The 26,004-nt window shown below is 55.1% G+C and carries 17 protein-coding genes; all 17 read left to right on the top strand.

The window, feature by feature from the left end:
• Positions 1-236: 236 nt before the first annotated feature.
• The 17 genes from tssJ (at position 237) to EP166_RS06105 (ending at position 25,926) form a co-directional block, all read left to right on the top strand.
• Complete coding sequence (gene tssJ, locus EP166_RS06185) at positions 237-695, top strand: type VI secretion system lipoprotein TssJ (protein WP_127555893.1); 459 nt, start codon at positions 237-239, stop codon at positions 693-695.
• Positions 696-856: 161 nt separating this feature from the next.
• Positions 857-2,191, top strand: a complete 1,335-nt coding sequence (gene tssK / locus EP166_RS06180) for a type VI secretion system baseplate subunit TssK (protein ID WP_127555892.1) — start codon at positions 857-859, stop codon at positions 2,189-2,191.
• A gap of 3 nt (positions 2,192-2,194) precedes the next feature.
• Positions 2,195-2,923: a type IVB secretion system protein IcmH/DotU gene (gene icmH, locus EP166_RS06175; RefSeq protein WP_127555891.1), complete on the top strand. Its 729-nt coding sequence runs from the start codon at positions 2,195-2,197 to the stop codon at positions 2,921-2,923.
• Positions 2,916-6,521 carry a type VI secretion system membrane subunit TssM gene (tssM, locus tag EP166_RS06170; RefSeq protein ID WP_164743835.1) on the top strand — a complete coding sequence of 1,202 codons (3,606 nt, stop codon included), beginning with the start codon at positions 2,916-2,918 and terminating at the stop codon, positions 6,519-6,521. The genes icmH and tssM overlap by 8 nt, the downstream gene beginning before the upstream one ends.
• A 26-nt stretch (positions 6,522-6,547) precedes the next feature.
• The gene (gene tagF / locus EP166_RS06165; RefSeq protein WP_164743834.1) at positions 6,548-7,492 is read left to right on the top strand and encodes a type VI secretion system-associated protein TagF; all 945 of its coding nucleotides are present in this window, start codon (positions 6,548-6,550) and stop codon (positions 7,490-7,492) included.
• The gene (locus EP166_RS06160) at positions 7,489-9,006 is read left to right on the top strand and encodes a TssA family type VI secretion system protein (protein ID WP_127555888.1); all 1,518 of its coding nucleotides are present in this window, start codon (positions 7,489-7,491) and stop codon (positions 9,004-9,006) included. Before tagF ends, EP166_RS06160 begins: the two co-directional genes overlap by 4 nt.
• 69 nt (positions 9,007-9,075) lie before the next feature.
• Positions 9,076-9,606, top strand: coding sequence for a type VI secretion system contractile sheath small subunit (gene tssB, locus EP166_RS06155; protein ID WP_127555887.1), 531 nt, complete (start codon positions 9,076-9,078; stop codon positions 9,604-9,606).
• A gap of 10 nt (positions 9,607-9,616) precedes the next feature.
• On the top strand, positions 9,617-11,137 hold the full coding sequence (tssC, locus tag EP166_RS06150; RefSeq protein WP_127555886.1) for a type VI secretion system contractile sheath large subunit: 1,521 nt from the start codon (positions 9,617-9,619) through the stop codon (positions 11,135-11,137).
• A 320-nt stretch (positions 11,138-11,457) separates the two neighbouring features.
• On the top strand, positions 11,458-11,943 hold the full coding sequence (locus EP166_RS06145; protein ID WP_127555885.1) for an Hcp family type VI secretion system effector: 486 nt from the start codon (positions 11,458-11,460) through the stop codon (positions 11,941-11,943).
• 116 nt (positions 11,944-12,059) lie between these two features.
• Entirely contained in the window at positions 12,060-12,470 is a 411-nt protein-coding gene (gene tssE / locus EP166_RS06140) for a type VI secretion system baseplate subunit TssE (protein ID WP_127555884.1), read from the top strand.
• A 63-nt stretch (positions 12,471-12,533) separates the two neighbouring features.
• Positions 12,534-14,246, top strand: coding sequence for a type VI secretion system baseplate subunit TssF (tssF, locus tag EP166_RS06135; protein WP_127555883.1), 1,713 nt, complete (start codon positions 12,534-12,536; stop codon positions 14,244-14,246).
• Positions 14,210-15,202 (top strand): type VI secretion system baseplate subunit TssG, encoded by a 993-nt coding sequence (gene tssG, locus EP166_RS06130; protein WP_127555882.1) that lies wholly within the window; start codon positions 14,210-14,212, stop codon positions 15,200-15,202. Before tssF ends, tssG begins: the two co-directional genes overlap by 37 nt.
• A gap of 58 nt (positions 15,203-15,260) precedes the next feature.
• Positions 15,261-18,047 (top strand): type VI secretion system ATPase TssH, encoded by a 2,787-nt coding sequence (gene tssH, locus EP166_RS06125; protein WP_127555881.1) that lies wholly within the window; start codon positions 15,261-15,263, stop codon positions 18,045-18,047.
• A gap of 40 nt (positions 18,048-18,087) precedes the next feature.
• Positions 18,088-20,139, top strand: coding sequence for a type VI secretion system Vgr family protein (locus EP166_RS06120; protein ID WP_164743833.1), 2,052 nt, complete (start codon positions 18,088-18,090; stop codon positions 20,137-20,139).
• Positions 20,140-20,200: 61 nt separating this feature from the next.
• Positions 20,201-22,828, top strand: a complete 2,628-nt coding sequence (locus tag EP166_RS06115; RefSeq protein WP_127555879.1) for a type VI secretion system Vgr family protein — start codon at positions 20,201-20,203, stop codon at positions 22,826-22,828.
• Positions 22,821-25,025, top strand: coding sequence for a YwqJ-related putative deaminase (locus EP166_RS06110; RefSeq protein WP_127555878.1), 2,205 nt, complete (start codon positions 22,821-22,823; stop codon positions 25,023-25,025). Before EP166_RS06115 ends, EP166_RS06110 begins: the two co-directional genes overlap by 8 nt.
• Positions 25,018-25,926 carry a hypothetical protein gene (locus EP166_RS06105; RefSeq protein WP_127555877.1) on the top strand — a complete coding sequence of 303 codons (909 nt, stop codon included), beginning with the start codon at positions 25,018-25,020 and terminating at the stop codon, positions 25,924-25,926. The genes EP166_RS06110 and EP166_RS06105 overlap by 8 nt, the downstream gene beginning before the upstream one ends.
• Positions 25,927-26,004: the final 78 nt, after the last annotated feature.

Raw genomic sequence — 26,004 nt, 5'->3', positions numbered from 1 at the left:
TCTCATGGCGAGCGAGAATGCCACCGAACCCATCGCCAGCGCAAATTTCAAAGTAGACCTCGATCACAAAAAAAAGAATTGGTTAAAAAAATAGGTGCAAGGTTGCGTTCAGAATAATAGGGTGCGCATCAGTCAGGCGGTCGTTCTGTTCTAAATCCGCCAATGAAGTTGGCGCTGCAGCGGTCTGTCTGCGCGCTATTGAAGGACAGCAACTGACGACTTAAGGGAGAGCCAGGATGCTCAGCAAGTCACTCGGTGCATGGTTGTTTGCGGTACTGTCATTTGTCGCACTCAGCGGTTGCGCTACACCTCAACTGAATTTCTCGGTCGATGCCTCACGCGCGATCAATCTCGATGAATCCGGCGACGCCTACGCCGTTGTTGTGCGCGTCTATCAATTGACCGATCCCGTCTTGTTCGAGCGCTCCGAGTTCGACGACATGTGGAAAGCCGATGAACAGATTCTGGCTGACACGTTGGTTTCCCTGCATGAAATAACGGTTGAACCATCTCTCTCCCGAACCGTATCCATTGAGAAAGCCGAGCGCGCCCGCTATGCCGGCGTCGTTGCCTATTTTCGAAACGACGATGGTCAGTGGCGTGCCCACAGGAAGGTGAATCACGGCTTTATTCGCGCGTCGACAAACATGACGCTCAAGCTCGATGGCAACCGCGTTGAGTTGGAGTATCGCTAAGCACGGCCGGGCTGGCTGAGTCAGATTTTACCTGAGCGAGCGGGCACTCTGATTCATTGCATTGACGACATTCAAACGAGCCGGGAAGGCTTGCTTCCCACTGTGCTGTCTTCGGTGTTCCGGGAATCGAGAGGCACTGTGTTGTGTGATAAGGGAGAAGTATGAAAGGGTTAAGGAAAGTAGTGTGGGCTGAAGGCGTCTTTTTGGGGCAGCAGCATTTTCAAGCCTGGGATCAGTATCAGTTCCGCACGCAGCATTTGCGTTCACGCTGGCAGCAACCCTACAGCTGGGGCGTGGGTGAATTGATCTGGGATGAGGCCGCGCTGCTGAATGGCCGTCTCGACCTGGTCCGTTGTCAGGCGCTCTTGCCTGACGGGCGGGTCGTCGACTACCGTCGCGAAACCGATGGTCCGGTATTTCTGGATCTGACACAGTTTGATCACGAATCCTTAACCCTGTGCCTGATGCTGCCACGCAATGAGCTGGCCGATACCATTACCGGCTATGAGGTACATGGCCGGTTGACGGGTTGGACGTCCGACTATACCGATCTGGAAGATGTGTACGATGCCGGGCGTCGCCGGGAAGTACTGCTGGCCCGCCCAAACTTGAAACTCCAGCCCGACTTCCAGGCGCAGGACAATATGGTCTCCATGCCATTGGCCCGGGTAACCCGACGTTATGATGCCGAGTACCAACTCGACGAAGCCTTCCTTCCGCCGTTACTGCAAGTGGGTTCGGTGGCGCGATTAAAGCAGCTGGTCACTAACCTCGTCGACCTGCTGCAATCCCAGTTTCGTAGCCTGCAGGAGCGTCGGCTCAAGCTTGGCGATCTGAGCAGCATGACTGCCACTGAAATGGCTGACTACTTGCTCCAGGCCGAGCTGGTATCGACACTGGCTGAACTGCGTACCTTTGAGCAGCATCCCCAGCAAACACCCTTTGAGTTATACAAGTTACTGGTGCGCAGTCACGACCGGCTTGCGCTGCAACTGATGCCGGATGAATTGCCGCTGAGTGTCCGCTATCAGCACGATCAACTAACCGATACCTTTGCGTCCCTGAATACGGCCATGCGGCAAGTGCTGGGTGTGGATCGTCAGCGTTCAGCCGATGGCCTGGTTTTCACCAGTATTGCTCCGGGTCGTTACGAATCATCGGCCTTGTCGGAAGCGACGGCCGATCGTTGTACGTTCTATCTGTCGGTGCGTCACTCCGGCTCAGACCCCACCTGGTTCACCCGGTTTCCGCAATATTTCAAGCTCGGTGCACCCGATCAGATCGAGACTATGGTGTCCAATGCCCTGCCTGGCTTGCCATTGCAGCACACTCAGCGGTTGCCACAAAAAATTCGCATCAAGTCTGAATGCGAGTATTTCCTGCTCGATAAATCCAGCCCTGTTTGGGCCGACATTCGACGAGCCGGGCAGTTCGCTGCCTTTGGCCTGGGTGACTTTGTGTCGGCGGATGTCGAGCTGCTGGTCATTGAGGAATAAATCATGGATACCCGGTCTCACGACATGGAAGCGGTGCTGGTAGAAAGCTGTTCCCCCATTTTCAATCTGGTTGAACCCTTGCGTCAGCCGGAACAGGCCGATCTGGTCGAAAGCTCTTTGCGAGCGGATCTGGAGCAGGCGTTTGTCGAGCTGGAGCGCAGAGCGTTTGAGCATCAGTGGCCAAGTGCTGTTACCCGTGATGTTCGCTATTGCATGGCCGCCTATGTTGATGAGCGGGTAATGTCATCCCGCTGGCCACATAAGTTCGACTGGATGGTCAAACCCCTCTGTGTGGAATACTTCGGTGACAGTAATGCCGGTGAAGGCTTCTTTGCGCGCCTCGATGAATTGCGACGCGGGTTGCCTGAACACCGTGCCGTCGCAGAATTGTATTTCAGTTGCCTTCAGTTTGGGTACCAGGGCAGTTATACGCTAAAAGGGTTCGACCAGTTACAGGCCTATATATCCACATTTCGCGCTCAGCTGGATGACTTGCGCGGCCCGGTAAACCGTGAACTGGCCGATCAGGCGGTACCGGAGCGTCAGTTAGTTTACCGTATTGGCGGTAATCAGCCTTACTGGGTGATGGCTGCGGTAGGCGGCGCATTGCTGGTGGCACTCTTTCTCACCTATGGCGGGTTGATGAAGTCAGCACTGTCAGGCAGTGCCGACCGGCTTTTGCAGTATCAGACAAGCACCCAGGTTGTGAATGGAGATCATGCCGATGGCTAGCGCAATGGGACTTCTGTTCCGGTTCAAGGATGGTTTGTTGTCGCGGGCTTCCGGCGCGGTTGTCGGTCTTGTTGCGGTGCTGGTCATCATCTGGTTTGCAGGGCACCACGTTGGGCTGACTTCCTCTCGCCTGAAATTCATCGCCATGGGCGTTGTGGTGGTGGTATTTCTGCTGATCTGGTTGGTAACAGCCCTGTACAAATGGCGTCGCGGGAGGAAGCTGAGAAAACAACTCGACGCCATGAGCGGTGGTTCATCGGACGCCATTCAAAGCAAAATTTCCGATGTTCTGGATGCGCTGAAAGGTTCTCATCTGGGCACTAAATACCGCGGTAACAGCGCACTTTATGCGCTGCCGTGGTACATGGTGATCGGGCCTTCTGCGGCGGGCAAGAGCACGCTGTTTTCGCAGTCCGGCCTGGAATTTCCGTTAAAAGACGATCAGCGGTTTCATGTGCAGGGCATTGGCGGCACCCGCGATTGTGACTGGTGGTTCTCTGACCAGGCGATCCTGATCGATACCGCCGGCCGTTACACCAGCGATGAAGACAACGACGACTGGTTGTCTTTCTTGCGGGTGCTTAAAGCAAACCGCTCCAAGATGCCCATTAACGGCTTGATGCTGGCGCTGCCACTGGATCAGATATTGACGTCTGAGAAGGCCGACCTCGAACTGCACGTCAAACACCTTAAGAATCGCCTGCATGAACTGATTTCCGAATTGGGTGTCACCTTTCCAATTTACATCGTCATCACCAAGTCCGATTTGTTGAAGGGCTTCGAAGCCTTTTTCAGCGACCTCAGTGAACAGGAGATTAAACAGCCTTGGGGTGTCTACCTGCTGGATGAAACCGAAGACAAATCATCCAATGGCCTGGCGGTACTGAATGACCGGCTAACGCAGTTGTATCACCGCTTGCTGGAGCAACGGACTCAAAAAGTTAACCTGGCTCAAAAGCCCGAAGACAAGGTTGCCATTTATCAGTTTCCGAATCAGTTTTCCGGTGCGACTGAAAAACTGATGGAGCTGTTGTCTCTGTTGTTCAAAGACAACCCTTATCACGAATCTCCCTGGTTCGCAGGGGTCTACTTCACGTCGAGCACTCAGGAAGGCGTTGCGCTAGAGCGCCGCTCAAACGCCTTCAAAAGCGTGTTTGCCAAGGTGGCTTTTGCCGTCAAGCGCCAGACAGAGCTGACCCGTAGCTACTTCATAGACCACTTGTTTACCGAGGTCATTTTCCCGTTGCAAAACGCGGTGCGCGGCAATCGCAAGCGGCAACGGTGGAGTCGGGCGGTCAAGGCGGTTTGTTTTTTGGTCATTAGTGGCATTGTTGCTTTAACGGGTATAGGTCTGTTTGGAACTTACACCAGCAACCAGTTGCTGATCTCCGGTTACGCATCCAAAGCAGAGCGGTTGCTGGAACGCTATCACGATGCCAGTACATCAGACCATGAGCGGCTCGACGCACTGGTGGGTTTGCACGAGCATTATCAGCAATTGGAAAAAATGCAGACCTATTCTCCGTTGCAGATTGTACGCCGTTACTCACTGGTGGAAACTCACGCCGAACCCATGCAGCAGTTATTGCTGACGACGCTGACTGAGACCGTTGAAGACCGCATTGTCCCGGCGTTGCATACACAGCTGGAAACCTATTCAGAGTCATGGCCAGAGCTGGATCAGGTAACTCGTATTGCCGAGCAGCCAAGTTACTATGAAGCACTGCGCAGCTACCTGATGCTGACCAGCCATACCGATCGTCAGGACATCGACATTCTGAAAACGTATCTGAGCAAGCTCTGGTACGAAAGCTATGCCGACCATGAACTCCTGTTGAGCTACCAGCAACGCCAAAGCAGCATGCAGAGTCTGATCGAGCTGTACCTGGTCGACGTTTTCAGTCAGATAGATGAAAGCCATGTTAACCCCTGGTCAGGCTCTCAAGACTGGGTGGCCCAGGCTCAGGATCGTCTGGTGACCGATGCCGACGCCCAGGTGATATACGACCGTCTGGTTGCCTCCGGTAACAGCCGGTTTTCATCGACTGGCCTGAATGACGTTCTGGACTCTTCGGTACAGGGCGTCTTGAAAGGAGAGCATCGCGTACCAGGCGCTTTTTCCCGGACGGCCTGGGAAACCTACATTGCCGATGAAATCGACGCTCTGGCAGAGACAGCGACCCGGGGCGACTGGGTACTGGGGCTGGACAGTGGCACCGAGGGTGAATCCGCCGACAGCAGCCAGTGGCGTCAACTGCGTGCGGATGTCCGTGCGCATTATTTTGCCGACTATACCGAACAGTGGTCCCAGTTTGTTCAGTCGGTTACGGTGCCCAGGCCCGCTTCTATGGCTGATGCAGTACAGGCGATCAAGGCACTCGGCAGTGATGAAGCACCCTGGACAGCCCTGTTCGACCGGGTTGCCCTGGAGTTACAAATTACCGACCCGGCTGTCAGCAATGGTCAGGCGGCCAGTGCACTGGTGTCTGATCTGACCGGTGATGGCGAAGCAGCAGAACCGGTACCAGTGCCTCTTTTGCCTGCGTTCAAGTCGGCTGCAGAACCCTTGTTGGCGGTAGTAATGGCCGAGAACGGCAAGTCAACCAACCCGGCCTGGCCCGCCTACCGGGAGCAGATGCTGGCATTGGCTGAGGAAATGGAGTTTATGCTGGCAGCGGCCGACATCGACCGGGAGGCCAAACTTTATTCGAGCGATTTGCTGTCTGGCAACGCCAGTGGCAAACAGCTTTACGCTGCCTGGATTGAGATTAACGCCTTGTTGGATGCCATGCCCGACAGCAGTCGCTCCTGGGTAGAGTCTTCTTTTACAGCCCCCATCGAACAGACCTGGTCGGCTTTGCTGGCCAGTGCAACTCGCTCCCTGCAACAGCAATGGGATAGCCGGGTGTACTCGGTGTATGCCAATAACCTGCAGGGACGATTCCCGTTTTCCTCGGCTGAAGTAGAAGCAACGCCGCACGATGTCCAGTTGTTGCTGCAGCCGGGTCAGGGGGAATTGTGGTTGTTTGTGAGCGAGGAACTCGAATCCTTTTTGCAGCGCAGTAACGGCCAATGGCGTAGCCGGACCTGGTTGGGTCGCGGCCTGACGTTTAACCCCCAGTTTTTTGATGCATTGATTGGTGCCGACCGTTTGTCGCGCGGCCTGTTCAAGCCCGGGTCGCCGGAAATGGGTATGGGCTATGCCTTGTATCCAATGCCGGTACCCGGTGTTACCGAAGCCTTGATCGAAGTGAATGGCGCGGGCTACCGGTATCGGAATGAACCGCAGGAGTGGCGCGAGTTCAACTGGACGCTGTCGCAGAACAACAGCCAGGCCCGGGTGCTTGCCCGGGCAGGCAATGGCTCTGCACCGGTCAGCTTTGAAGCTAACGGGCAGTGGGCCTTTGTCCGGCTAATTCAGGAAGCGGAGGTGACTCATCTGCGCGGTACCGAATTCGAATTGCACTGGCAATTTGGCCAGGGTAGCCGGTCGACATCGGTTCGGTTTCGGATGCGCGCCGACCGCGAAGGCAGTGTACTGAACCCGAGTCTGTTCCGGCAGATGGCACTGCCCCGTTCACTGTTTCGGGCCGGCTGATGTTTGGGTTCAAGCCAGAAAAGCCAGTGGAAGCCGTCCGTCCGGATCCGGTGACGCTGGGTTTTCTGGGTAAGTTGCCAGACCGGGCGGACTACGTGCATTCGGCATCAGGCTCAAGAGAAGTTCAGACGCTCGATGCCAGTTTGAAAGAGTGGTTGTCGTTGCAGGCCGCACAGCACGCAGGAGACGCCACCGCCCTTCAAACTGAAAACAGCACCGGAGTTGGCTTTTTGCAGGTGGGAGGGCATGACCGCCAGGGCATGAGTGGTTATGTGTTTCCCAGCGAGGACAGCCACGGCCGGCGTTATCCGTTTATGTATTTTAGCCGGTGGTCGGATACTGAATTGTACTTCAAGCCGGCGCCGTTATTTTTTGGCAGCTGGATGCAATTTGGCAAGACCAATGCGGACCTCGCCTGGCCGGATCAACTGCCAGACCTGAGTGTCTTCGACCGGTTCAGAAATGCTTCAGCCGGTGCCGACATGGCGGCCGGAAAACAGTTGATGAAGGCATCGTTGGCGTACTTGTCGGAAATCAGTTTGCAACGCTGGCTCAGTCACCTGGTCGGTGGTGACCCGGTGCTGCAAATACGCCTGCTGGCTGGTTGCAGAGACTTGATAGACAACTATCGCAGCCGGCGGCACCGGCCGATGACGGATCTGGAGTTGCCGTTGGGCCCGAAAGATATGGCCCCGGTCAGCCTGGTGTTCTGGTTACACGTGCTCACGCCCGTGGGTAGCGACAGTTTATGGCGGCCTGATGTGTTGTGGTCTCTGAACCCCGCCGGCGGGAAAATGTGGATACTGGCCCGCCCGCTGGCAGGCTCACACTGGCAACAGGCTATAAAACCAGCGCCGGGTTCGGATTGGTCGACAACCGGGCAACTGCATCGGCACTGGGCCGAGCAATTGATTGGCCAACCCGATGTACGTTTGTTGGATGTGGCAATACGGTGGAGTCAGATGGAATGACAATAGCAATTTCAGGACTGAAAAGTTGGGATGCCTGGCTCACCCAATGCCTGGCTCCGTTACCGGCTGACGCTGCGGGTTCAGACCCGCGCTATGGCGAACGGTTCAGTTCGCTCAAGGCCGAAGTTGAAAAGAAACAGGATGTTGATTACGAACGCATCCTGACGCTTGCGACCGACATTCTCAGCCGGGAAGCCAAAGATCTGCGTGTTGCCTCTTATTTCATATTGGGTGCCGGTCGGGTGTATGGCCTGGAAGGCTTGGTATGGGGTGTGCGTCTGTTAACCGGGTTGCTGGCGATGGATGCTGAACAATGCACCCCGCAAAAGCCGAAAGCACGGCTATCTGCCATAGGCTGGTTACAGCAGCCTCGTATTCTTCATTTTGTACAAAAGCACGACAGCAAGGCATCTGAGGCGTTGTTCGTCGAGGCTAAAGAGAGCTGGGAATTTTTTGCCACGGCGGCCAGTGAGGCAGGCATCGAGGGGTTCGGATGGCCCGACCTGTTCGACTGGTTGCGTAAGAATCAACCAAAGCCTGCGGTATCAGACACTACCGAGCCAGCAACAGGCGCGAGTTCCGGGTCGGCAGGGGCCATTCAACCGTCCAATGAAATGCCATCACCCGATACTGCCGGGCCGGTTCAATCGGAAGCTCAGCTGTTGCAACTTCAAAAGCAGGTGCTGGGCTATTTCAGGGAAAAATCCAAACATGGCAGCCGGGCCGCGTTTGCGCGCAGTGTGAAATGGGCCGACTTGTCATTGCCACCCAACGAGAACGGTAAAACCCGCATTCCGCCACCGCGTGAGGCCAGCTTGAACAAGGTTAACCACGCCATTGATAGTGAGAACTGGGCCATGGCATTTGAATCGGCAGAAGATGCCTTTCTGGAGCCTGGCGGCCTGTTTTGCATGGAACTGCAGCGCTTGTCGGCGCTGGCTGCGCAAAAAGCCGGGTTTCGCAGTGCTCGCTCGGTGATTGAGTTTCAGGTTCGCGAATTGATGGAGCGCTTGCCCAAGCTCCGACAACTGAGCTACGACAATGGCGAGCCCTTTGCCGGGGGCGCGGCGTTGGCCTGGATCGAACAGATCACAGCGGCAAGCTCGAATAGCCAGGGCGGCTCGTCAGATGTGGACTTTCTTGCCGAGGCGCGAAAACAGCGTGATGAAGGCTCACTGGCTACGGCGCTCGCCTGGCTCAGATCCCAACTGACGGGGGAGAACCTTGTTAGCTTGCGCATTCGCCTTGCCCAGGCACAGCTTTGTCATGAATCTGCCGAACCAGCTCTGGCCAGTTCGCAGCTCGACACACTGGTTGAAGCCGTCGACAACTTTCAATTGGCGAAGCTGATGCCAGATTTGGCCATGGCCATCTGGCGTCAGGCCTGGCTGGTGACCAAAGACTTGCTTGCCAGCGCCGGGGGTGAGCGGCAGGCAGAACTGAACGACACCCTCGACAGACTGTACGCCAGAATGTGCGCCACTGATCTGGCACAGGCGGCAGAGTGGTTCTAACGAAGACCCATTGGATGTTCAACAAGGAGGTAAGGGACCGACCCGCCTCACGACTAAGGAGTACACAGCATGGCTGATAGTTTTCAAAATGAAGTACCCCGTGCGCGGGTCAATATAGCGCTGGATCTCGAGACTGGAGGCGCCAGTGTCAAGAAAGAACTGCCAATGAAGCTGCTGGTAATGGGCGACTTCAGTAATGGCAAGGGTGAAGGCGATGTGAGCGAGCGTGAGCGCGTCAACATCACTTCGTCCAATCTGGAGCAAGTGATGTCTGATCTGGCGCCGGAGATGAACTACTCGGTGCCCAACCGCATCAAGGACGACGGCAGTGAAATCAATGTATCCCTTACCGCCAAGTCGTTCAAGTCGTTCCACCCGGAAACGGTTGCCTCTGAAATTCCCGAGTTAAGCCAGTTGATGTCGATGCGCAATCTGCTTAAAGACCTCAAGTCGAACTTGCTCGACAACAGCTCCTTCCGCAAGGAAGTGGAGCGCATTCTGAATTCACAGCCGGATTTGACTTCCCTGAAAGATGAATTGAAGTCCCTGATTGCCGAGCAACAGGCTGATACCGCTGACGCGGATGACGCCAAGGAATAAGGAGTAGCACATGACTGTACAGGACAGCACCACTCAAACCGCAGAAACGGTTCAGGAAGACGGCAGCATCTACAGCCGGCTTTGCAGTCTGGTTGACATGAAACCCGTCGACCAGCCGATTGACATCAATCTGTTTCAGGATTCGAAAGGCATGGCCGACGTTGCCTCGAATCAGCGCATTACCGCCGCACTCAAAGTGTTTTTTGAAATAGCACTGGAAGCAGGCGAGCAGATTGAGCGCATTGACAAGAACCTGCTCGATCAGTACATCGCCAAAATCGATGAAACCATCTCCAGTCAGCTCGATGAAGTGCTGCACCACGCCACCTTTCAAAAGGTGGAATCAACCTGGCGCGGCCTCAAGTTCCTGACAGACAGAACGGATTTTAAAAGCAACACGCGCATCGAGCTGCTCGATTGCGACAAGGAAACCCTGCGCGAAGATTTCGAAGAGGCACCGGATACAACCCAGTCTGGTTTCTTCAATCACATCTACACCCAGGAATACGATACGCCCGGGGGTGAGCCAATTTCAGCTGTAGTGGCCAACTTCGAGTTTGACCGTTCAGCACCGGATGTCGAACTGCTGACCGAGGTTTCCAAAGTGGCCAGCGCGGCGCATTGCCCGTTCATCAGCGCCATTGGGCCCCAGTTTTTCGGCAAAGACAGTGTTGAGGAAATCCCTAAAATTCAGGATGTTTCCAGCTACATGGACAGAGCGGAATACATTCGCTGGAAAGGGTTCCGGGAAACCGAAGACTCGCGTTACGTGGGCATGGTTTTCCCCCGATTTCTGCTGCGCTTGCCATATGGTGAAGAAAACCCGGTTCGTACCTTCAATTACAACGAAGGGGTTTCGGGTGAGCAGCACGACCGCTACTGCTGGGGCAACTCGGCCTTTGCCTTTGCTTCCAATATGGTGCGCAGCTTCAAGAAGCACGGCTGGACTGTCAACATCCGTGGCCCCGAGGCGGGTGGCAAGCTGGAAGGGCTTCCCATCCACTTCTATGAGTCCGGTCGCGGAACTGAATCGAAGATTCCGACCGAAGTACTGATTTCTGAAACCAAAGAGCTGGAATTTGCCGACCATGGTTTCATTCCACTCAGCTACTACAAGAACAGCGATTACGCCTGTTTTTTCTCGGCAAACTCGACCCAAAAACCGGTTGAGTACGACACACCGGAGGCGACGGCGAACTCGCGGATCAACTCCCGCTTGCCTTACATCTTCCTGGTTTCGCGTATTGCCCAGTATCTCAAGGTGCTGCAGCGGGAGAGCATTGGTTCACTCAAGTCCCGTCAGGACCTTGAGAACGAATTGAACGCCTGGTTGCAGAAGATGGTGACCAAGATGAACAATCCGGAACCGGAACTTGCAGCCACTCACCCGCTGAAAGATGGCATGGTGACGGTTAAAGAAGCGGCCGATAACCCGGGTTACTACACCGTCAACATGTATGTTCAACCTCACTTCCAGGTTGAAGGTGTCGATGTTCGGTTATCTCTGGTGTCGCAGATGCCTGAATTGTGATGAACCTAACGGGTTGAAATAGTGAACCCGGTACAATTCGAAGCGTGTTAACCAGTAAGCACGGCCAGTCAAGACAAGGTTGTCTTGCCCGGCTGTCATTCTTCAGATAGCGGCTCACTGATTCCCCGGGGCCGCTCTGAAGAATGGTTTTCAAAGAGCACAGGGATGGAGGCTTTTGCCTGCAAGGTGTTTAGGCACCGTCCCCCTGAATTCTCCAGCAGCGGGCACTGGCTTTCGTCGGTGTGGGAGAATCGTTGCGCGTCGCGCAATGTCCGTACATCCCTATATTGATAGGATTTTAAGTTAAAAGGAGATTATGCATGGCAATTCCTGCCTATATGTGGCTGAAAGACGATCAGGGTAACGACATTCAGGGTTCGGTTAATGTTTCTGGTCGTGAAGGATCCATTGAAGTACTGGCCTTCGATCACCAGTTGCGTATCCCAACGGATGACGACACCGGTGAGCTGACTGGAACGCGCAAGCACGAGCCTTTTGTTATTACCAAGGCTTATGATGCGGCCACTCCCTACCTGTACAAAGCGTGCAGCAACGGTCAGACCCTGCAAAGCCTGACGCTGAGCTGGTACAAGATTGACGAGACCGGTACTGAAGTTGAGTACTTCCGTCATACGCTGGAAGGCGTAAAAATGACGTCCGTCAGCCCTACCATGGCTAACGTCAAGGATCTGGACAAAGAGCGTTACCCGCACCTGGAACAGGTTGCGATTCGCTACCAGAAAATCACCTGGACGTACCTCGATGGCAACATCGAATTCTCTGATTCGTGGGTTGAAGGCCGGTAATACCGACCTCTCAATGCTTTTGCCTGGCATTTAGTTGCCGGGCAGCGAACTAGCAACAGGGCATGCCATGCATGCCCTGATTTTGTCCGTTTTAAGAAACAGTCAGGTGGTATTGAATGTTCACCCTCTATGAAACACTGCGCGGCAAACACCTGAACGGTCAGCCTTTGGCTGAGTACCCGGGTAAAGACGAGCGGCTGGCGAGCATTCACGACCATCTTGTGCGTTTATTGAATGCGCGCCAGGGTGTTCTCAGTCATCTTCCCGACTATGGATTGCCAGATCTGAATTTGTTCTATCAGGATCTTCCCTATTCGGAAGCCGACATGGCCGTTTCAGTAAAAAGTATCATTGAAAAATACGAACCCCGTTTGCGTCAGGTTCAGGTATCTCCGCTGCCACGGGATATTCAGTTTGCGGTTGTCAGAATGGAAATCAGCGGCTGGGTCGTGGGTGGTGACCGGGTGCGGTTCAAAACCTATTTCAAGAGCACCGGAGAAGCCGAGGTGCTGCAAGCCATCGGCTGAATGATAGCCAGCATGTTGTGGTTCTTAAGAGCGCAAGGAAAGCCAGAAAATGAGTAGGATGTCATGAAAGAGTACTTCGAAGCAGAAATGCGTTTGCTTCAGGATGCGGCCCAGGAGTTTGCGGAAGCATACCCGGAGCAGGCGGCCATGCTCAATCTGAAAGCCGTAAAAGACCGCGACCCCTATGTCGAACGGTTGCTGGAAGGTATGGCGTTTCTGACTGCACAGATCCGTGAGCGCATCGACGATGGCGTACCGGAGCTGAGCGAGAACCTGCTCGATCAGTTGAACCCGTCGCTGTGCCGCCCCTTTCCCTCCCATACTCTGGTGCAGGTCACGCCCGAACCACAATGCAAGCAAACCCATACACTGGGCCGGGGGACTCGGGTGTTTGCTCGAAATATTGGCCCGGAATCGGTAACCTGCGAATACACCACCACCGCTCCGGTGACTGTGCAGCCCATAGAAATAGAGAGCGTCTCGGTTCTCGACCGGGTAGGTGGAGGCACTCAATTACGACTGACCCTGCGCAAGCAAAGCGTGTTCGACTGGGCTGACCTGAATTTCACCAACCTGCCATTGCACCTGCATTGCGATCGCGCACTGGCCTACGCACTGTATGAAGTATGCCTGCATGCCGATACCCGGGTTCAACTGTCGCTGGATACTCAGCCAGTACCGTCCAACAGTGCCATGACCCCTGGTATGATGGACCCTGAAGACTGCCTGTTGCCCTCGTTCGGTAAAGGCCATGTGGCCTTCAGCATCCTTCACGACTATTTCAATGCCCGGGAAAAATACCTCTTTCTCAATCTGGGTGGTTTCAACAGTGCTGACTGGCCAGCAGAAGGGCGACTGCTGACCGTGTTGATAGACTCCCCTGTCACCTTGCCGGCAGGTCACCATGTACAGCGCGACACCTTCGCACTGAACTCAGTTCCGGCTATAAACCTGTTTGCCAGCGAAGCTGAGCCGGTACGGCTGACCGGCCTTGTGCCCGACTACCCACTCAAGGTTGATCACAGCTTTCGCGATTGCGCCAATATTTACTGCATTCAATCGGTATCCGGTCGTAACCCGAGAACCGGTCAGGTTCGGAATTTCCGGCCACTTCAGGAATTACGTTACCGGCACCGGGATGAACCCACCTACGCCACTCATACGCGAAAGTCGGGCGCCGGAAGGCGGCGTACTTTCGTATCTGTTACCGGAGTGACACCGGGGGCCGAAGAAGTACTGTCAGTTGATGTGCTCGCCAGCAATGAAAACTACCCGCGCCAGTATCTCGACTTGCACAAGCTCAATGGTCTCCACCATGAGGCCTCGAAAGACTTGAAGGTAACCAACATCAGCCGGCCTTCAACAATGCTCACGCCACCGTCAATGCACGATTTCCAGTGGCAACTGATTTCGATGATGTCGCTGAACCTGTCGAAGCTCAGTAATGTCGAGCATCTGAAAACCTTATTGAGCCTTTTCGACTGGAGCGACCAGATAGAAAACCAGAACCGCATTCTCGCGATCGAAGGCGTATCAACCCGGGTCGAGCACCGTATACGCCAGGGGATTCTGTTTCAGGGGCTGACGATTCAACTGGAGGTGCAGGAATCCGGATTCAGCTCGCGCTCTGATCTGTACCTATTTGGAACCGTGCTGCACCAGTTTTTTGCGAACTTTGCCAATATGACCGAGTATGTAGAGACGCGACTGGTGTCTTTGCCAACCTATAAGGAGTGGGCATGGAAACCAACCATGGGCCAACGGGCAACGCTGTAAATACGCTCGTTGAGCAGGCTACCCGGTTCCACTTCCATCAGTTGGTGGAAGCGGTATTGGCGGCTCGGGGCGAGTCGGCCGCGGTCGCCCGCCCGGACTGGTTACGGTTGCGTCCGTCCGACTGGCTTTCCTTTCCTGCCTCCGATGTGCGTCGCGTCAATCGTCTGCCCGGCAATGGCGTTGAGATAGAAACTACCTTTTTTGGCTTTTACGGCGTCGATGCGCCTTTGCCCCAGTATTTCCTGGAAGATGTGACTCATCAGGATGACGCGGGTCAGAGAATTCAGGCGTTTCTGGATGTGTTCAATAACCAGGCTTACTGGCTGCTGCATCAGGGGTGGCGCAAGTTTGAATTGCTGCAGCAGGTTGGCGATCAGAATCTGTTGCAGCGAACCAGCAGTGCCCTGCTGGGGGGTTACCATCGTCGGCACCAGCTGTCGTCCGGGTTACCCGGCGCGCTCGCGGCCCAGTGCCGAAGTGCGGCGGGGGTTGAGTCGGTCTTGCAAACGGCCTTGTCGCTGCCGGAACTCGATATCGATACCCAGGTACTGACGCAGGTACGAGTTGACCAGGTAATGTCGCTCGACGGCAGCCAGGCCCTGGGGCGCGACACTCTGCTCGGGCAAACCATGAGTGTGATGGGGCGGCATGTTCGGGTACAGACCGGTGAAGTCAATGCCGAGCAAGGCGCTGCCCTGAACCCGGGCGGGGAGCTCGGCCAACGCCTGAATGATCTGCTCGATCAGTATTTACCCTCAGGCGTTGGCTACGATGTGCACATTCGCCTTCCGGCCAGTGAGCGGGTGCCCATGCAACTGGGGTCCTCTCCGGTGCGGCTTGGCCAGGCCCTGGTATTGGGGGAGGCCGTCAGTACCGATTGCACGCTGGTATTCACCAGCCAGCAATACAAGCAAGCCGGTGTGGAGTCGACTAACCCATTATCACAAGTGGCCTGATGGCCCGTTAGTTATTAACCGAATCAACGAGATCGAATGCAGGTAGGGAGAACATCGCATGGACAATCGAACACTACGAGTACTGGTCGACAAGCTAACCCCGCATTGTGGCCTGGCGCTGGAAGCCGCCGCCGGTTTTGCCGCCAGTCGGGGCCACCGGGAAATTCGCCCCGAGCATTTTCTGCTCAAATTACTTGAAGAAGGGCAGCGAGGGCATCTCGATGTCATTTTGTCGGTTTTCAATGTCGATCAGGATGCGCTCTGGCATAACGTCATCGAACATCTTAACAGCCTGCGTACGCATCACGAAGGCAAGCCAGCCTTGTCGATGGCCTTGTTTGAAGTGCTCGAGAAAGCCTTTGTCCTGAGCAGTTTGCATTACACGCCGGAAGCCATCGACTCGGCTGGCATATTGGAAGCCTTTGCCCAGTTGTCCGGAGTGTGGGAGCACGATCAGTGCTATGCGCCGCTGGAATCCATATCGTTCGATGCCGTGCATCAAAATTTCGCAGATCTTGCGCGCGAGTCCAGTGAATCGTCAACGGGGTTTGGTGCTGGCGCTACCGGGACCAGCCGAGCTACAGCACCGGGCAGTGCAGCCGGACCATCAGCGCTCGATCAGTTCACCGAAGACCTGACCGAAAAAGCACGGGCAGGGGGGATGGACCCAATCAGCGGGCGCCACGAAGAGATTCGCATGGCGATCGATATTCTGTGCCGTCGCCGTAAAAACAACCCCATCCTGGTGGGTGAGCCGGGCGTTGGTAAAACCGCCATCGTTGAAGGGCTAGCGCAACGCGTTGTCGCCGGTGAGGTGCCCGAGCACCTGAGCGGTATTCGTATTTGTGTGCTCGACCTGGGCTTGCTGCAAGCCGGGGCGGGTGTAAAAGGCGAGTTTGAACGACGACTGAAAGCCGTTATTGAAGAAGTAAGAGATGCTGAATCACCGGTCATGCTGTTTATTGATGAAGCCCATACGCTGATTGGCGCGGGTGGAGAAGCCGGCATGAGCGACGCAGCCAACCTGTTGAAACCGGCGCTGGCCAGAGGTGAACTGCGCACCATAGCGGCAACGACCTGGAGTGAGTACAAACAGTACTTCGAGCGCGACCCGGCACTGGAGCGTCGCTTCCAGATGGTAAAAGTAGAAGAGCCGACACTGGAGGCCGCCATGCACATGTTGTCTGGCTTGAAGCAGCGCTATCAGGACCATCATGGCGTCCAGATTACCGACGAAGCCATCGCCGCTGCGGTTACTCTTTCAGACCGCTATATCACCGGGCGCTTCCTGCCCGATAAAGCCATCGACCTGATCGACACGGCGAGCGCCCGCGTCACTATGAGCCAAAGCCTGAAACCCCAGCAACTGGAAGGGTTGCAGTCGCGCATCGGGTATCTTGAAGACCGGCTTCGCGCGCTGGATGCAGAACAACGCCAGGGGCTGGGCGTGAACACCGACGTGCTGGAGCAATTGAAATCCGAACTTGCCGATTCACTGGAGCAGGCAGGCGAGGCAGAGCAGGACTGGGCCGTTCAGTCCGAACTGGTCCGGCATATTCAGTCGGCCGGCCATGCCTTGCGCGGCGCAGAAAAAGAAGACGATGTCGGTGTTTTGCTCGAACAGAGCCGGGTACATCGTGAAACCCTGGCCCAACTGCAACAGGGCCGGCCACTGGTTCAGCCCGAAGTGAATGGCACTGCCATTGCCGATGTCATCGCCGACTGGACCGGCATTCCGGTGGGCAGCATGGTGAACGATGAACTGCATGCGTTGTTGAACTTTGAAAAAGCACTGGGCCAGCACCTTGTCGGACAGGACGGTGCACTGGCCGTCATCGGCCAGGCCCTGCGATCCAGCAAGGCAGGCCTGCGTTCAGGGCAGGGGCCTCAGGGTGTATTCCTGCTGGCGGGCCCCAGTGGCGTTGGTAAAACCGAAACCGCCCGGCAGATCGCAGCCCACTTGTTTGGTAGTGACCGCTCACTGATCACCATCAATATGAGCGAATACCAGGAAGCCCATACCGTATCTCAGTTGAAGGGCTCACCTCCGGGTTATGTTGGCTATGGCAAGGGCGGTGTGTTGAGCGAAGCCGTTCGACAGAAACCGTATTCCGTTGTGCTGCTGGATGAAGTCGAAAAAGCTCACGTCGACGTCATGAACCTGTTTTACCAGGTGTTTGACCGTGGTTTCATGCGCGATGGTGAAGGCCGGGAAATCGACTTTAAAAACACCATTGTTCTGATGACCTCGAATTTGGGTGCCGACGATATTCAGTGGCGTTGCACGGCCGCGCTGGAAAGCCCGGAGGAAAATCCGGTCGTTGATGACGCGCTAGCCGCTGATGAGGTGCCAACTGATCAGACCGCCGATACGGCTAACACTCAACCAGAATCTGCCGAACCGGTATTAATGCCACCGCCAACCGTTCAGGAGCTGACGACACTGGTGCAACCGGCCATCACCGCGCACTTTGCGCCAGCCCTGGTAGCCCGCATGCAAATTGTGCCCTTTGCCGCGCTCGATGAAGCCGCACTGGCGGGCATTATTCAGCAGCGGCTCGACCAACTGGCCGAGCGCTTGCAAACTGAATACCGCATTGAACTCAGGTGTGACCGTCAGGCGATGGACCGGCTGGTTTCCATGTGCCGGGTCAGTGACTCTGGCGCACGCCTGGTTAACCGCGTTATCGACCAGCAACTGATGCCGGGCATTGCCAACCAGTTGCTGCACTACCTTGCCGAGGGAGACCTGCCCGACATCCTGCAACTGGATTTGGATGAGCAGCAACAGCTGAGCTTTATTTTTCTCGATCGCCAACCCGATGCTGAATTGAAGAGCGCCTGAGCCTAGTGGCCAGCGCCTGGATATGACCAAGGAGAGACACATGACATTGTCCATTGCCGGAATCAATCGGGCCATGCGATCAGTTGGACTGGCCGATGAAAGCCAGTTCTTCTTCAAACTGGCCGACCTGCCAGACGATACCTGTTTGGTAGAGTCGATGCAGATAGAGCATTGGAGCCTGCACCAGGATTACCGCATCCAGGTTAAGGTGCTGTTGCGACACCGCATAGCAAGCGACGAACTGGTGGGTGAGCATGCAACGCTGTCAATCATGTCGGCCAGCGGCCTGATGCCCTTGCACTGCCTGATCATCGATACCGCCAATGCCGATGGCAACGGTGACTACAGCGGGTTGAACATCACCCTGGCGTCAGTGCTTTCCCCTTTGAAACGCTCTCAGCATAACCGGGTATTTGTTGATCGCAGTGCACTCAGCGTAGCGCGTGACATTCTGGAAGAGCGCCTGGGTGCCTGGTCTACCGTTGATGTTTTGAGCGAGTTCGATGAGCCCAGGGCGATGATGATTCAGTACGAAGAAACCGATTACGACTTCGTTACTCGCATTCTGGCCCGGGAAGGGATCTTTATTCATCTTTCACCCGGCGACAGTGAAACCACCATCCAACTGGCGGATGACATTACCCGCTTGCCCCATGCAGAGACCGACATCACCCTGCGTTTCGCAGCCAATGCCGGTGCCGCCAAAGACGACGAGCACGTCAGTGCCGTGAGCCGGATCTTCCGTCAGTCACCCGCCGATGTCGTAGTGTCGGACATTGACCCCTGGGGTACTACTGACCTGAGCGCAGCTGTAACGGTGCCCGTCGCCACAGCACAGGGCGAGGCACACCACTGGGCACCCAATGAAATGGACCCTGAACGGTTGCAGGCGCTGGCCGAACGCATGGCCGCCGTGCATACCTGGCAGGCGGAAACGCTGTGCCTGCATACTACGGTAAGAGCGGTGCAGCCGGGCATGCTGCTGGAACTGGTGGATCACCCCACCGACAGTGGGCGCTACCGCATACTTGGTGTTGATCAGAGTGGGTCCCAGCGTGCGGCCGCCGGTAATGGACTGGGCGGTAAAGACAACGGCTACCTCTGCAAGCTGACGGTAATTCCGTTGGCCATTCCCTATGTGCCCGAGTACCAGCGTCGCGCACCGGTATTTACCAGCTTCACCGGCTGCATTGATGAAGAAGTTGATGAGCGTGGCATGTACCGCGTGCGCTTACCTTTTGATCAGCGCGGCGAAGCTGACGGCCCGGCCAGCCCACCCACCCGGTTAATGCAAACCCTGGGCGGCGAAGACCATGGCATGCATTTCCCGTTGGCCAGGGGCACTGAAGTAAACATCAATTTTGAAAATGGGGACCTGGATCGGCCGATCATTGTCGGTGCGCTCTATAACCGAAACGCGGTCAATCCGGTTACCGATGCCAACGCCCGTCAGAACCTGATACAAACACGGTCCGGTCATCGTTTTCTGCTGGATGACACCCCGCAACAAGAACGCATCGAACTGGCAACCCCGGACGCCAAAAACCATCTGACATTGAGCGCCGAGCAAGATAACCACAAGGTCACGCTCGAAACCCTTGAGGGTGATGCCTTTGTGTTTGCGGGCAAATCAATGACGCTGGAATCCGGTACCGATCAGATCACAACCGTCGGCGCCAACCACAATGTTCATGTCAAGGGCGACCAGTCCTTACAAACCCAGGAAGGCACTATCCGGGTTGAATCGGCTAAAGACATTGAGTACAGCGCAACGGGCGCTATTCGCTGGCAATCCAGTGAGGGCGACATCACCCTCACCAGTGGTGCTGGCATGCACTGGCAAGTAGGGGATGGCCTGTCGGAACAAGTCGACGCCGGCAACTACCAGCTTCAGGTCCAGAATGGCAGTTTGACTGTAGAAGCCGCCCGGGACATTACCCTGAACGGCGTGGGTTCCGGAGCGATTACCCTGAAGCAAAGCGACGGTACGCTGCAAATAGACAGCAGCGGCAATCTGACTTTAGCAGGGCCAGCGGTAGAAATAACGGCAGACACCATTGCGATAAAAGGCGGTACGGTCAGCAACAATTAACGTGACCAAAGGACATGGCGGGTGACCCGTACAAAACGCTGAATTTAGAAGGATACTGAACATGGCAACACAACAGACGACAGGCCATCTGCACCTGGCCGGCTACCGCCTGCCCATTCTGGCCCTGACCGGTCGCGAAGCACTCAACCGGCCCTGCTACCTCAAAGTCACCTGCCCAACACCGCTGCCACTGCCCGGCACCGAACTGCTGAACCTGCCCGCCTCGGTCGAGCTGCAACTGATCGACGGGCGCAGCCGCTGGTTTCATCTGCAGGTGCAGCAACTGGAACTGATTTCAGACGGCAACGACCGCGCCGAGCTTCGCCTGGCCAGTAAACTGCACCAGGGCACCCTGCAACCGCGCACCCGCCTGATGATGGACCAGACCCGGGAACAGGTGCTGAAACACCTGCTCGCCAGCATGGGCTACCAGCCCCAGGAACTCGACCTGATTATCGAGCCCGGCCCCGCACCCGATGGCCCCTTTCTGCAAGCTCAGGAGACCAATCTACAGTGCCTGCAACGGCTGCTCGCCGAGGTGGGCGCCAACTACTGGTTCGAGCACCCACCCGGGCAAGACCACGAGACCCTGGTGATCCGCAACAACCCCGACTTCACCCCCTACCTGCCTGACATCGAATGGGCCAGCGCCGTCTCTGGCCTCGCCCCGGGCGACGCCCTGAACCGCATCACCGATGCCAAAGGCCACTGGCGCTGGCAACCCAGCCGCATCGCCCGCTCGGTCAGTGAGGCGCACCGGGGGGCCGGTAACGCGAGCCACAGAGGCATGACCGAGTTAACCATCGATCAGGCCAACCACCAGACGTTCGACCCACCGCTCGGGCGAGACGCCGCCGAAACCCGGGCCCTCTATGAACAGCAGCGCCGCGACGCCACCCGCTACACCCTCAGCATCAGCAGCCACCTGCCGCTGCTGACCGCTGGCTATTGTTTACCACTGGACGCGCGCAGCCTGCCCACCGGCACCCTGGGTGGCGGCACCCGGGGCGATTTCCGTATTCTCACCGTCGAGCACACCGCCGAGGCCGACGGCGCAGGCCTGGCCTACCGCAACAGCGCGACGCTGATCCCCCGCAACGACCCGGTTCGACCGGAGCTGATCAAACCTCCGGCGCTGCCGCCCATGTTCCCGGCCCGCATCGAAAGCCGCTACGACCACGCCGAACTCGGCCGCGACGGCCGCTACTACTTCCGGCTCGACGCCGATGAAGCCTATGGCGCCCGCCAGCCCTACGAGGCCGCCACCCACGCCCAGGCCAGCCCGTTAACCGAACGGCTCGCCCCCTACGCCAGCCCGGAACAGGATGGCATCACCACCGGCTGGCACTTCCCGCTGCTGAACCGCACCACGGTGCTGATTACCTGCCTCAACAACGACCCGGCCCGGGCGATGATCCTCGGCGTCATCCCCAGCCGCCACCAGATCGGCCCCGTCACCCGGGACAACGCCCAGCAATCGCGTCTGGTCACCCCAGGCCAAAACGAACTGCGCTTCGACGACAGCCTCGACGCCGAAGCCATCGCCCTGCACAGCTTCGATCAGCAAACCCTGCTGGCCCTGAACGCCGCCGGCACCGAGCATTACATCAAGCTCGCCGCCCAGTTCGGCGGTCTGAGGCTCCGCGCCGGCAAAACGCTCAACCTCACTACCGACATCGGCAACCTGGACGAACGCATCGGCGGTAACCGCAACCAGAGCGTCAAACAACACAGCCACAGCCAGATCGACGGCCACCAGCGCCACCAGGCCGAAGCCGACCACCAGCACCTGGCCCAGTTCCATCTAACCCAGGCCGCCGAAGGCGACTTCAGCCTCTGGGTGCAACAACGTCGCCTCACCCGACGCATCCGCAGCGGCGACCGCACCACCGAGATCCAGCACGGCGACTACCAGATACAGGTTAACGATGGCGCTCTGGTGCACCAGGTGAACGGCGACATCACCATCGAGGGCAACGGCGGCGGTGACCTCGTGCTGATCAAGGGCGACACCGGCGTCAGGATCGACCCGGCCGGCAACATCAAACTGTTCGGTAAAAAGATCACCCTGCACGGCACCCAGAGCGGTGTGACGTTCAATGGCGAGGTGAGTTATGACATTGGGGGTGGGAATGAACCGGAGAGTGCCAGTCCAGTTACTGTTATCGATCCTTTGGAAATTGGAGGGCTGGAGTTAGCACCCTTCGTACCAACGGATAAACCATTGAACACCTATGAGAGGGAAGAGAAAGACAGACTACTGGTGATTAACGTCTCATCTCCCCTGGGAATGCCCCTGCCCGAGGTTTCAGTGGTATTTAAGACCCGATCGGGTAGCAGCTATGAAGGCAAGTCGGATAAGGACGGGGTAGCCGAACTCAATTGTGGACAGGATCAGGAAGGCGGTCAGCTCACCTACCCAGACCACAAGGATCTGCTCTACAAGTCCGTTGCAGGTGACATAAAGTGGTCATTAAAGCACCACCGTTTGAGTGATTTCTGCCGCCTGCTACGTGTGTCGGTAGACATGAAACAAGTTCAGTCGGTTTATAGCCAATATTACGGAGATATAGCGGAAGACGCGCTGAATACCTTTACCAGAGAGAGTGATCACGACGTGCTCATCCCCATTCTGGTTATTGCAGGTCTAATGGAGTCTCAGGAAGTGGAGATACAGGTAAATGGGTAACTTCAACGTCGTTATCGAGTCTTTCCCCGAGGCTGATATTCTTCCTGTAGGCACGGATGTTAGATTTCAGGCCCATATTGACCACCCGGAAAATATTCCACAGGGAGCCCAGTTTCAATGGAGTTGTGAAAATGACCTCAGTACCTTGCCAGCAGGTCGATCGACTGTTGTTCATGGTCCCAGTGGTCTAGCTTGGAGCCAGGCAGAGTGGGCATACCCAGGTGATCATACGATTATTTTTACGATCCGATCCCCAAATGGCCAGGTTCGTAGAATTGCAAAGCGGCAGACGGTGGCATATGCCAAGTTGATTGCGCAAAGGGAGCTGAATGTAAACGCAAACGACTCTGATCCCACACCGAGTCAACAATTGATTCGCACTGAAAAATATTTGGAAACGCTCAAACAAGTAGCCGCAGAAAGGCCGCCCGGGAATTCTGCTCAGCAACGCGCCTATGATGACCGTGTGGAATACCTGGAGTCTTATACTGAACACCTTAGAAACCATTTGAGCGAATTGGGGTGCAGAGAGGGCTTTCCGGTTGATGCCATTCATGTAGACAAAAACAGTGGGCAGAGAACCCAGTTAAAGCTTTGGCTTGTAAATGTCACTGATCAGGAAAGAAAGGACGAAGACTGGATACCCTGGAACGATGGGGACAAGACATGGAAGCTGATCGACTGGACCAACCCTGCCCATAGAAGCACAACCGGGGTCTATGAAGGCAGTGGTGACAGTCATGAACAGGCCGTCAGGGATGTTTTTAATACCTGGGATTCCGACAATCGTTATCCGGAAGGCTATATTGAATACAGCCTTACCACCCCAGACAAATATGGAATCAACCTGAGTGGTGGGTTCGAATCAGACGGACAGTCCTTTTGGGATGAGGTGAGTGCCTGGCTCGACTATGTAGCTCTGGGGGCTGCCGTTGTGGCCGGGGTTGCCACCATGGTTGTGCCGGGTTCCCAGGCCATATCGGTAGCCATCTGGGTTTCAATATTTGCCAGTACCGGAGCGGCAACCACCAACATTGTTTCCCGCCATCAGGAAGGCTTTGGTAACTGGCGGGACGATGCTTTCGATGGCTTAAGTATTGTCGGAAACATCTTTGGTGGGGCCGCCTGGAAGCTGGGAGCTACAATAAGCTCAAGCGCGCTTCTTAGTGCGCAGCGGACAGTGCTGATTGGCCAGCTGGGAACGGATGGGTTACAAGGCATTCTGCTGGGCGAGCAATATCTGAGCCAATACAACAGCGTTGTTGACGATCCCAATTTAGGGCCTGAAGAGCGCCTGCAGAAGTTGATGGAGGTCTTCCGCTCGGCGCTGGTAGCCAGTGTGTTAACGACGGTTTCTATCTCGGGAACAAGAGCAGATTTAAGCAACCTCAATAACAATCGCACTCTATTGAACGCACAGGACCTCGCAACAGAAGGTACTGTAATCGACCTGGATGCCGCAGTAGAACCAAACACACAGATTGCCGACGGGCAAAGCCGTCTGAATGCCAGAATAGAGCATGATCCAGGCCATCCACCGCTGGAACAACAGGCAAGCCGCAGCGCTAGAAGTACGCTTAACGTAGTCGACGATTTTGAAAACCGGCATTATTCGTATGTACAGAGAGAAACTAGTAGAATAATAGACCTTAACGACGCTCTGGGGACGAAAAAGGCGATATCCGGGGCCGGATACCCGGATTTGCCGATTGAAGCAGGCGTCTATTGGAATATAGAAGGTAAAAGACCGATTGTTAATCGGATGGTTCCTTCACCAAATGCAATTTTCGGACGATTAGACGGGGTAGTTGGGAAGTATACGATCCCCGACATTGAGAGCTACATGGAACACCTGAAAGGAATATACAAGAAAGACCCATTTTATATGGTCCTACATCCCGAAATGGAAAGGAAGATACGCGAGCATATTGAGGTTAACGATAGAGTGCTTCTTGATGAGGCAGGGCCGCCTGGAATGCATGCGGAAGTTTTGGCGGTAAATCAGCTGTTTCATAGGATGGACTCGGCTGGAATTCCAATTAATCAGGAGAATCTTGGAAAAATATCGGTCGCCACATTCTACGTTCAAGGAAATAGGCATCGCGGAAATCACTTTCCAGCGTGCAACAATTGTGGTGGCATTCTTTCCGAACCAATAAGTATTAGAACGGGCCGGTCTGGGGTTTCTGATGAATAATATTTTTAGAGTTGCAAATATGACTGCCGTACGCTATGAAAATGGGCTTGCCATGGTGCGTAATCAAAGTTATAGCGGTATCGCCCTAGAGCGTGGTAGCGATGGGTTATTTAGAGCTAAATTTTTCCAAGAAGGTATGTTAACAGAGAATTGGCTGTCAAAGTACGGCATTGCCGATGATGAATTATGGATTCCTGTGTCAGATGATCGAGTGGATTATGATCACGATGAGTTGGCATTGGTGGACGGAAAGCTTTTTTTTGGAATAGTATTTGAAGAAGATAAAGGAGTTCTTCGTCAAATGTGCCTGTATACTAAGAGTACGGGATGGGTCGATATTGAGAATACTGAAAAGGGATGTATTTCTTCAATTGATTGCTTCTTTCCAGGAAAGTATACGTTTAAATTTAATAAGAACAGAAATGGCAGCCTTTCTGCTTTGGTATATGGTAAACACAGTGCCGAAGGTGTGGAGGGGGCACTAATAGACATTAGTGGAAGTGAAGACTTCTCTGCATCTATAAGTATGAGCGGTAGTTTTGATAAGAATTTTATTGATGAACTTAATGACAGAATACGATTTTACTCTGTGGATGTGCCCCTTCCAAAAGAATACAAGAGCATAACCTATATGAGGTGTTCATTGAATTCTATGACTGTTGAGCCTATTAAAAATACTCTGGAGAGTATAGGTTTTGAAAAAGCGAAAGAAATGACTGTTTTTTCACTGGATGTAAATCTAGAGGCTCTTCTGGAAATGATCGGTTTTGCGAAAGTAAAGGAAGTTGTATTCGAGTATCAGAATAAGAAAACGCCCGTACCAACAGAGCTGGTCGAGGCTATAAAAAGTGCTTGTCCCGGTCTAAAAGTGGAAGTTAATAACCCGACACAAACAACATGATTAACTTGGTGGTTACAGCTAGTGTAATCACCAACGGCTTTTTAAAATGAGTGTTGCATTACTCAGTAAGGATATACA

The sequence above is a fragment of the Saccharospirillum alexandrii genome, from assembly GCF_004000275.1.
In the GTDB taxonomy this organism is placed as follows: Bacteria; Pseudomonadota; Gammaproteobacteria; order Pseudomonadales; family Natronospirillaceae; genus Saccharospirillum; species Saccharospirillum alexandrii.
This window is presented reverse-complemented; position numbering and strand designations above follow the sequence as displayed.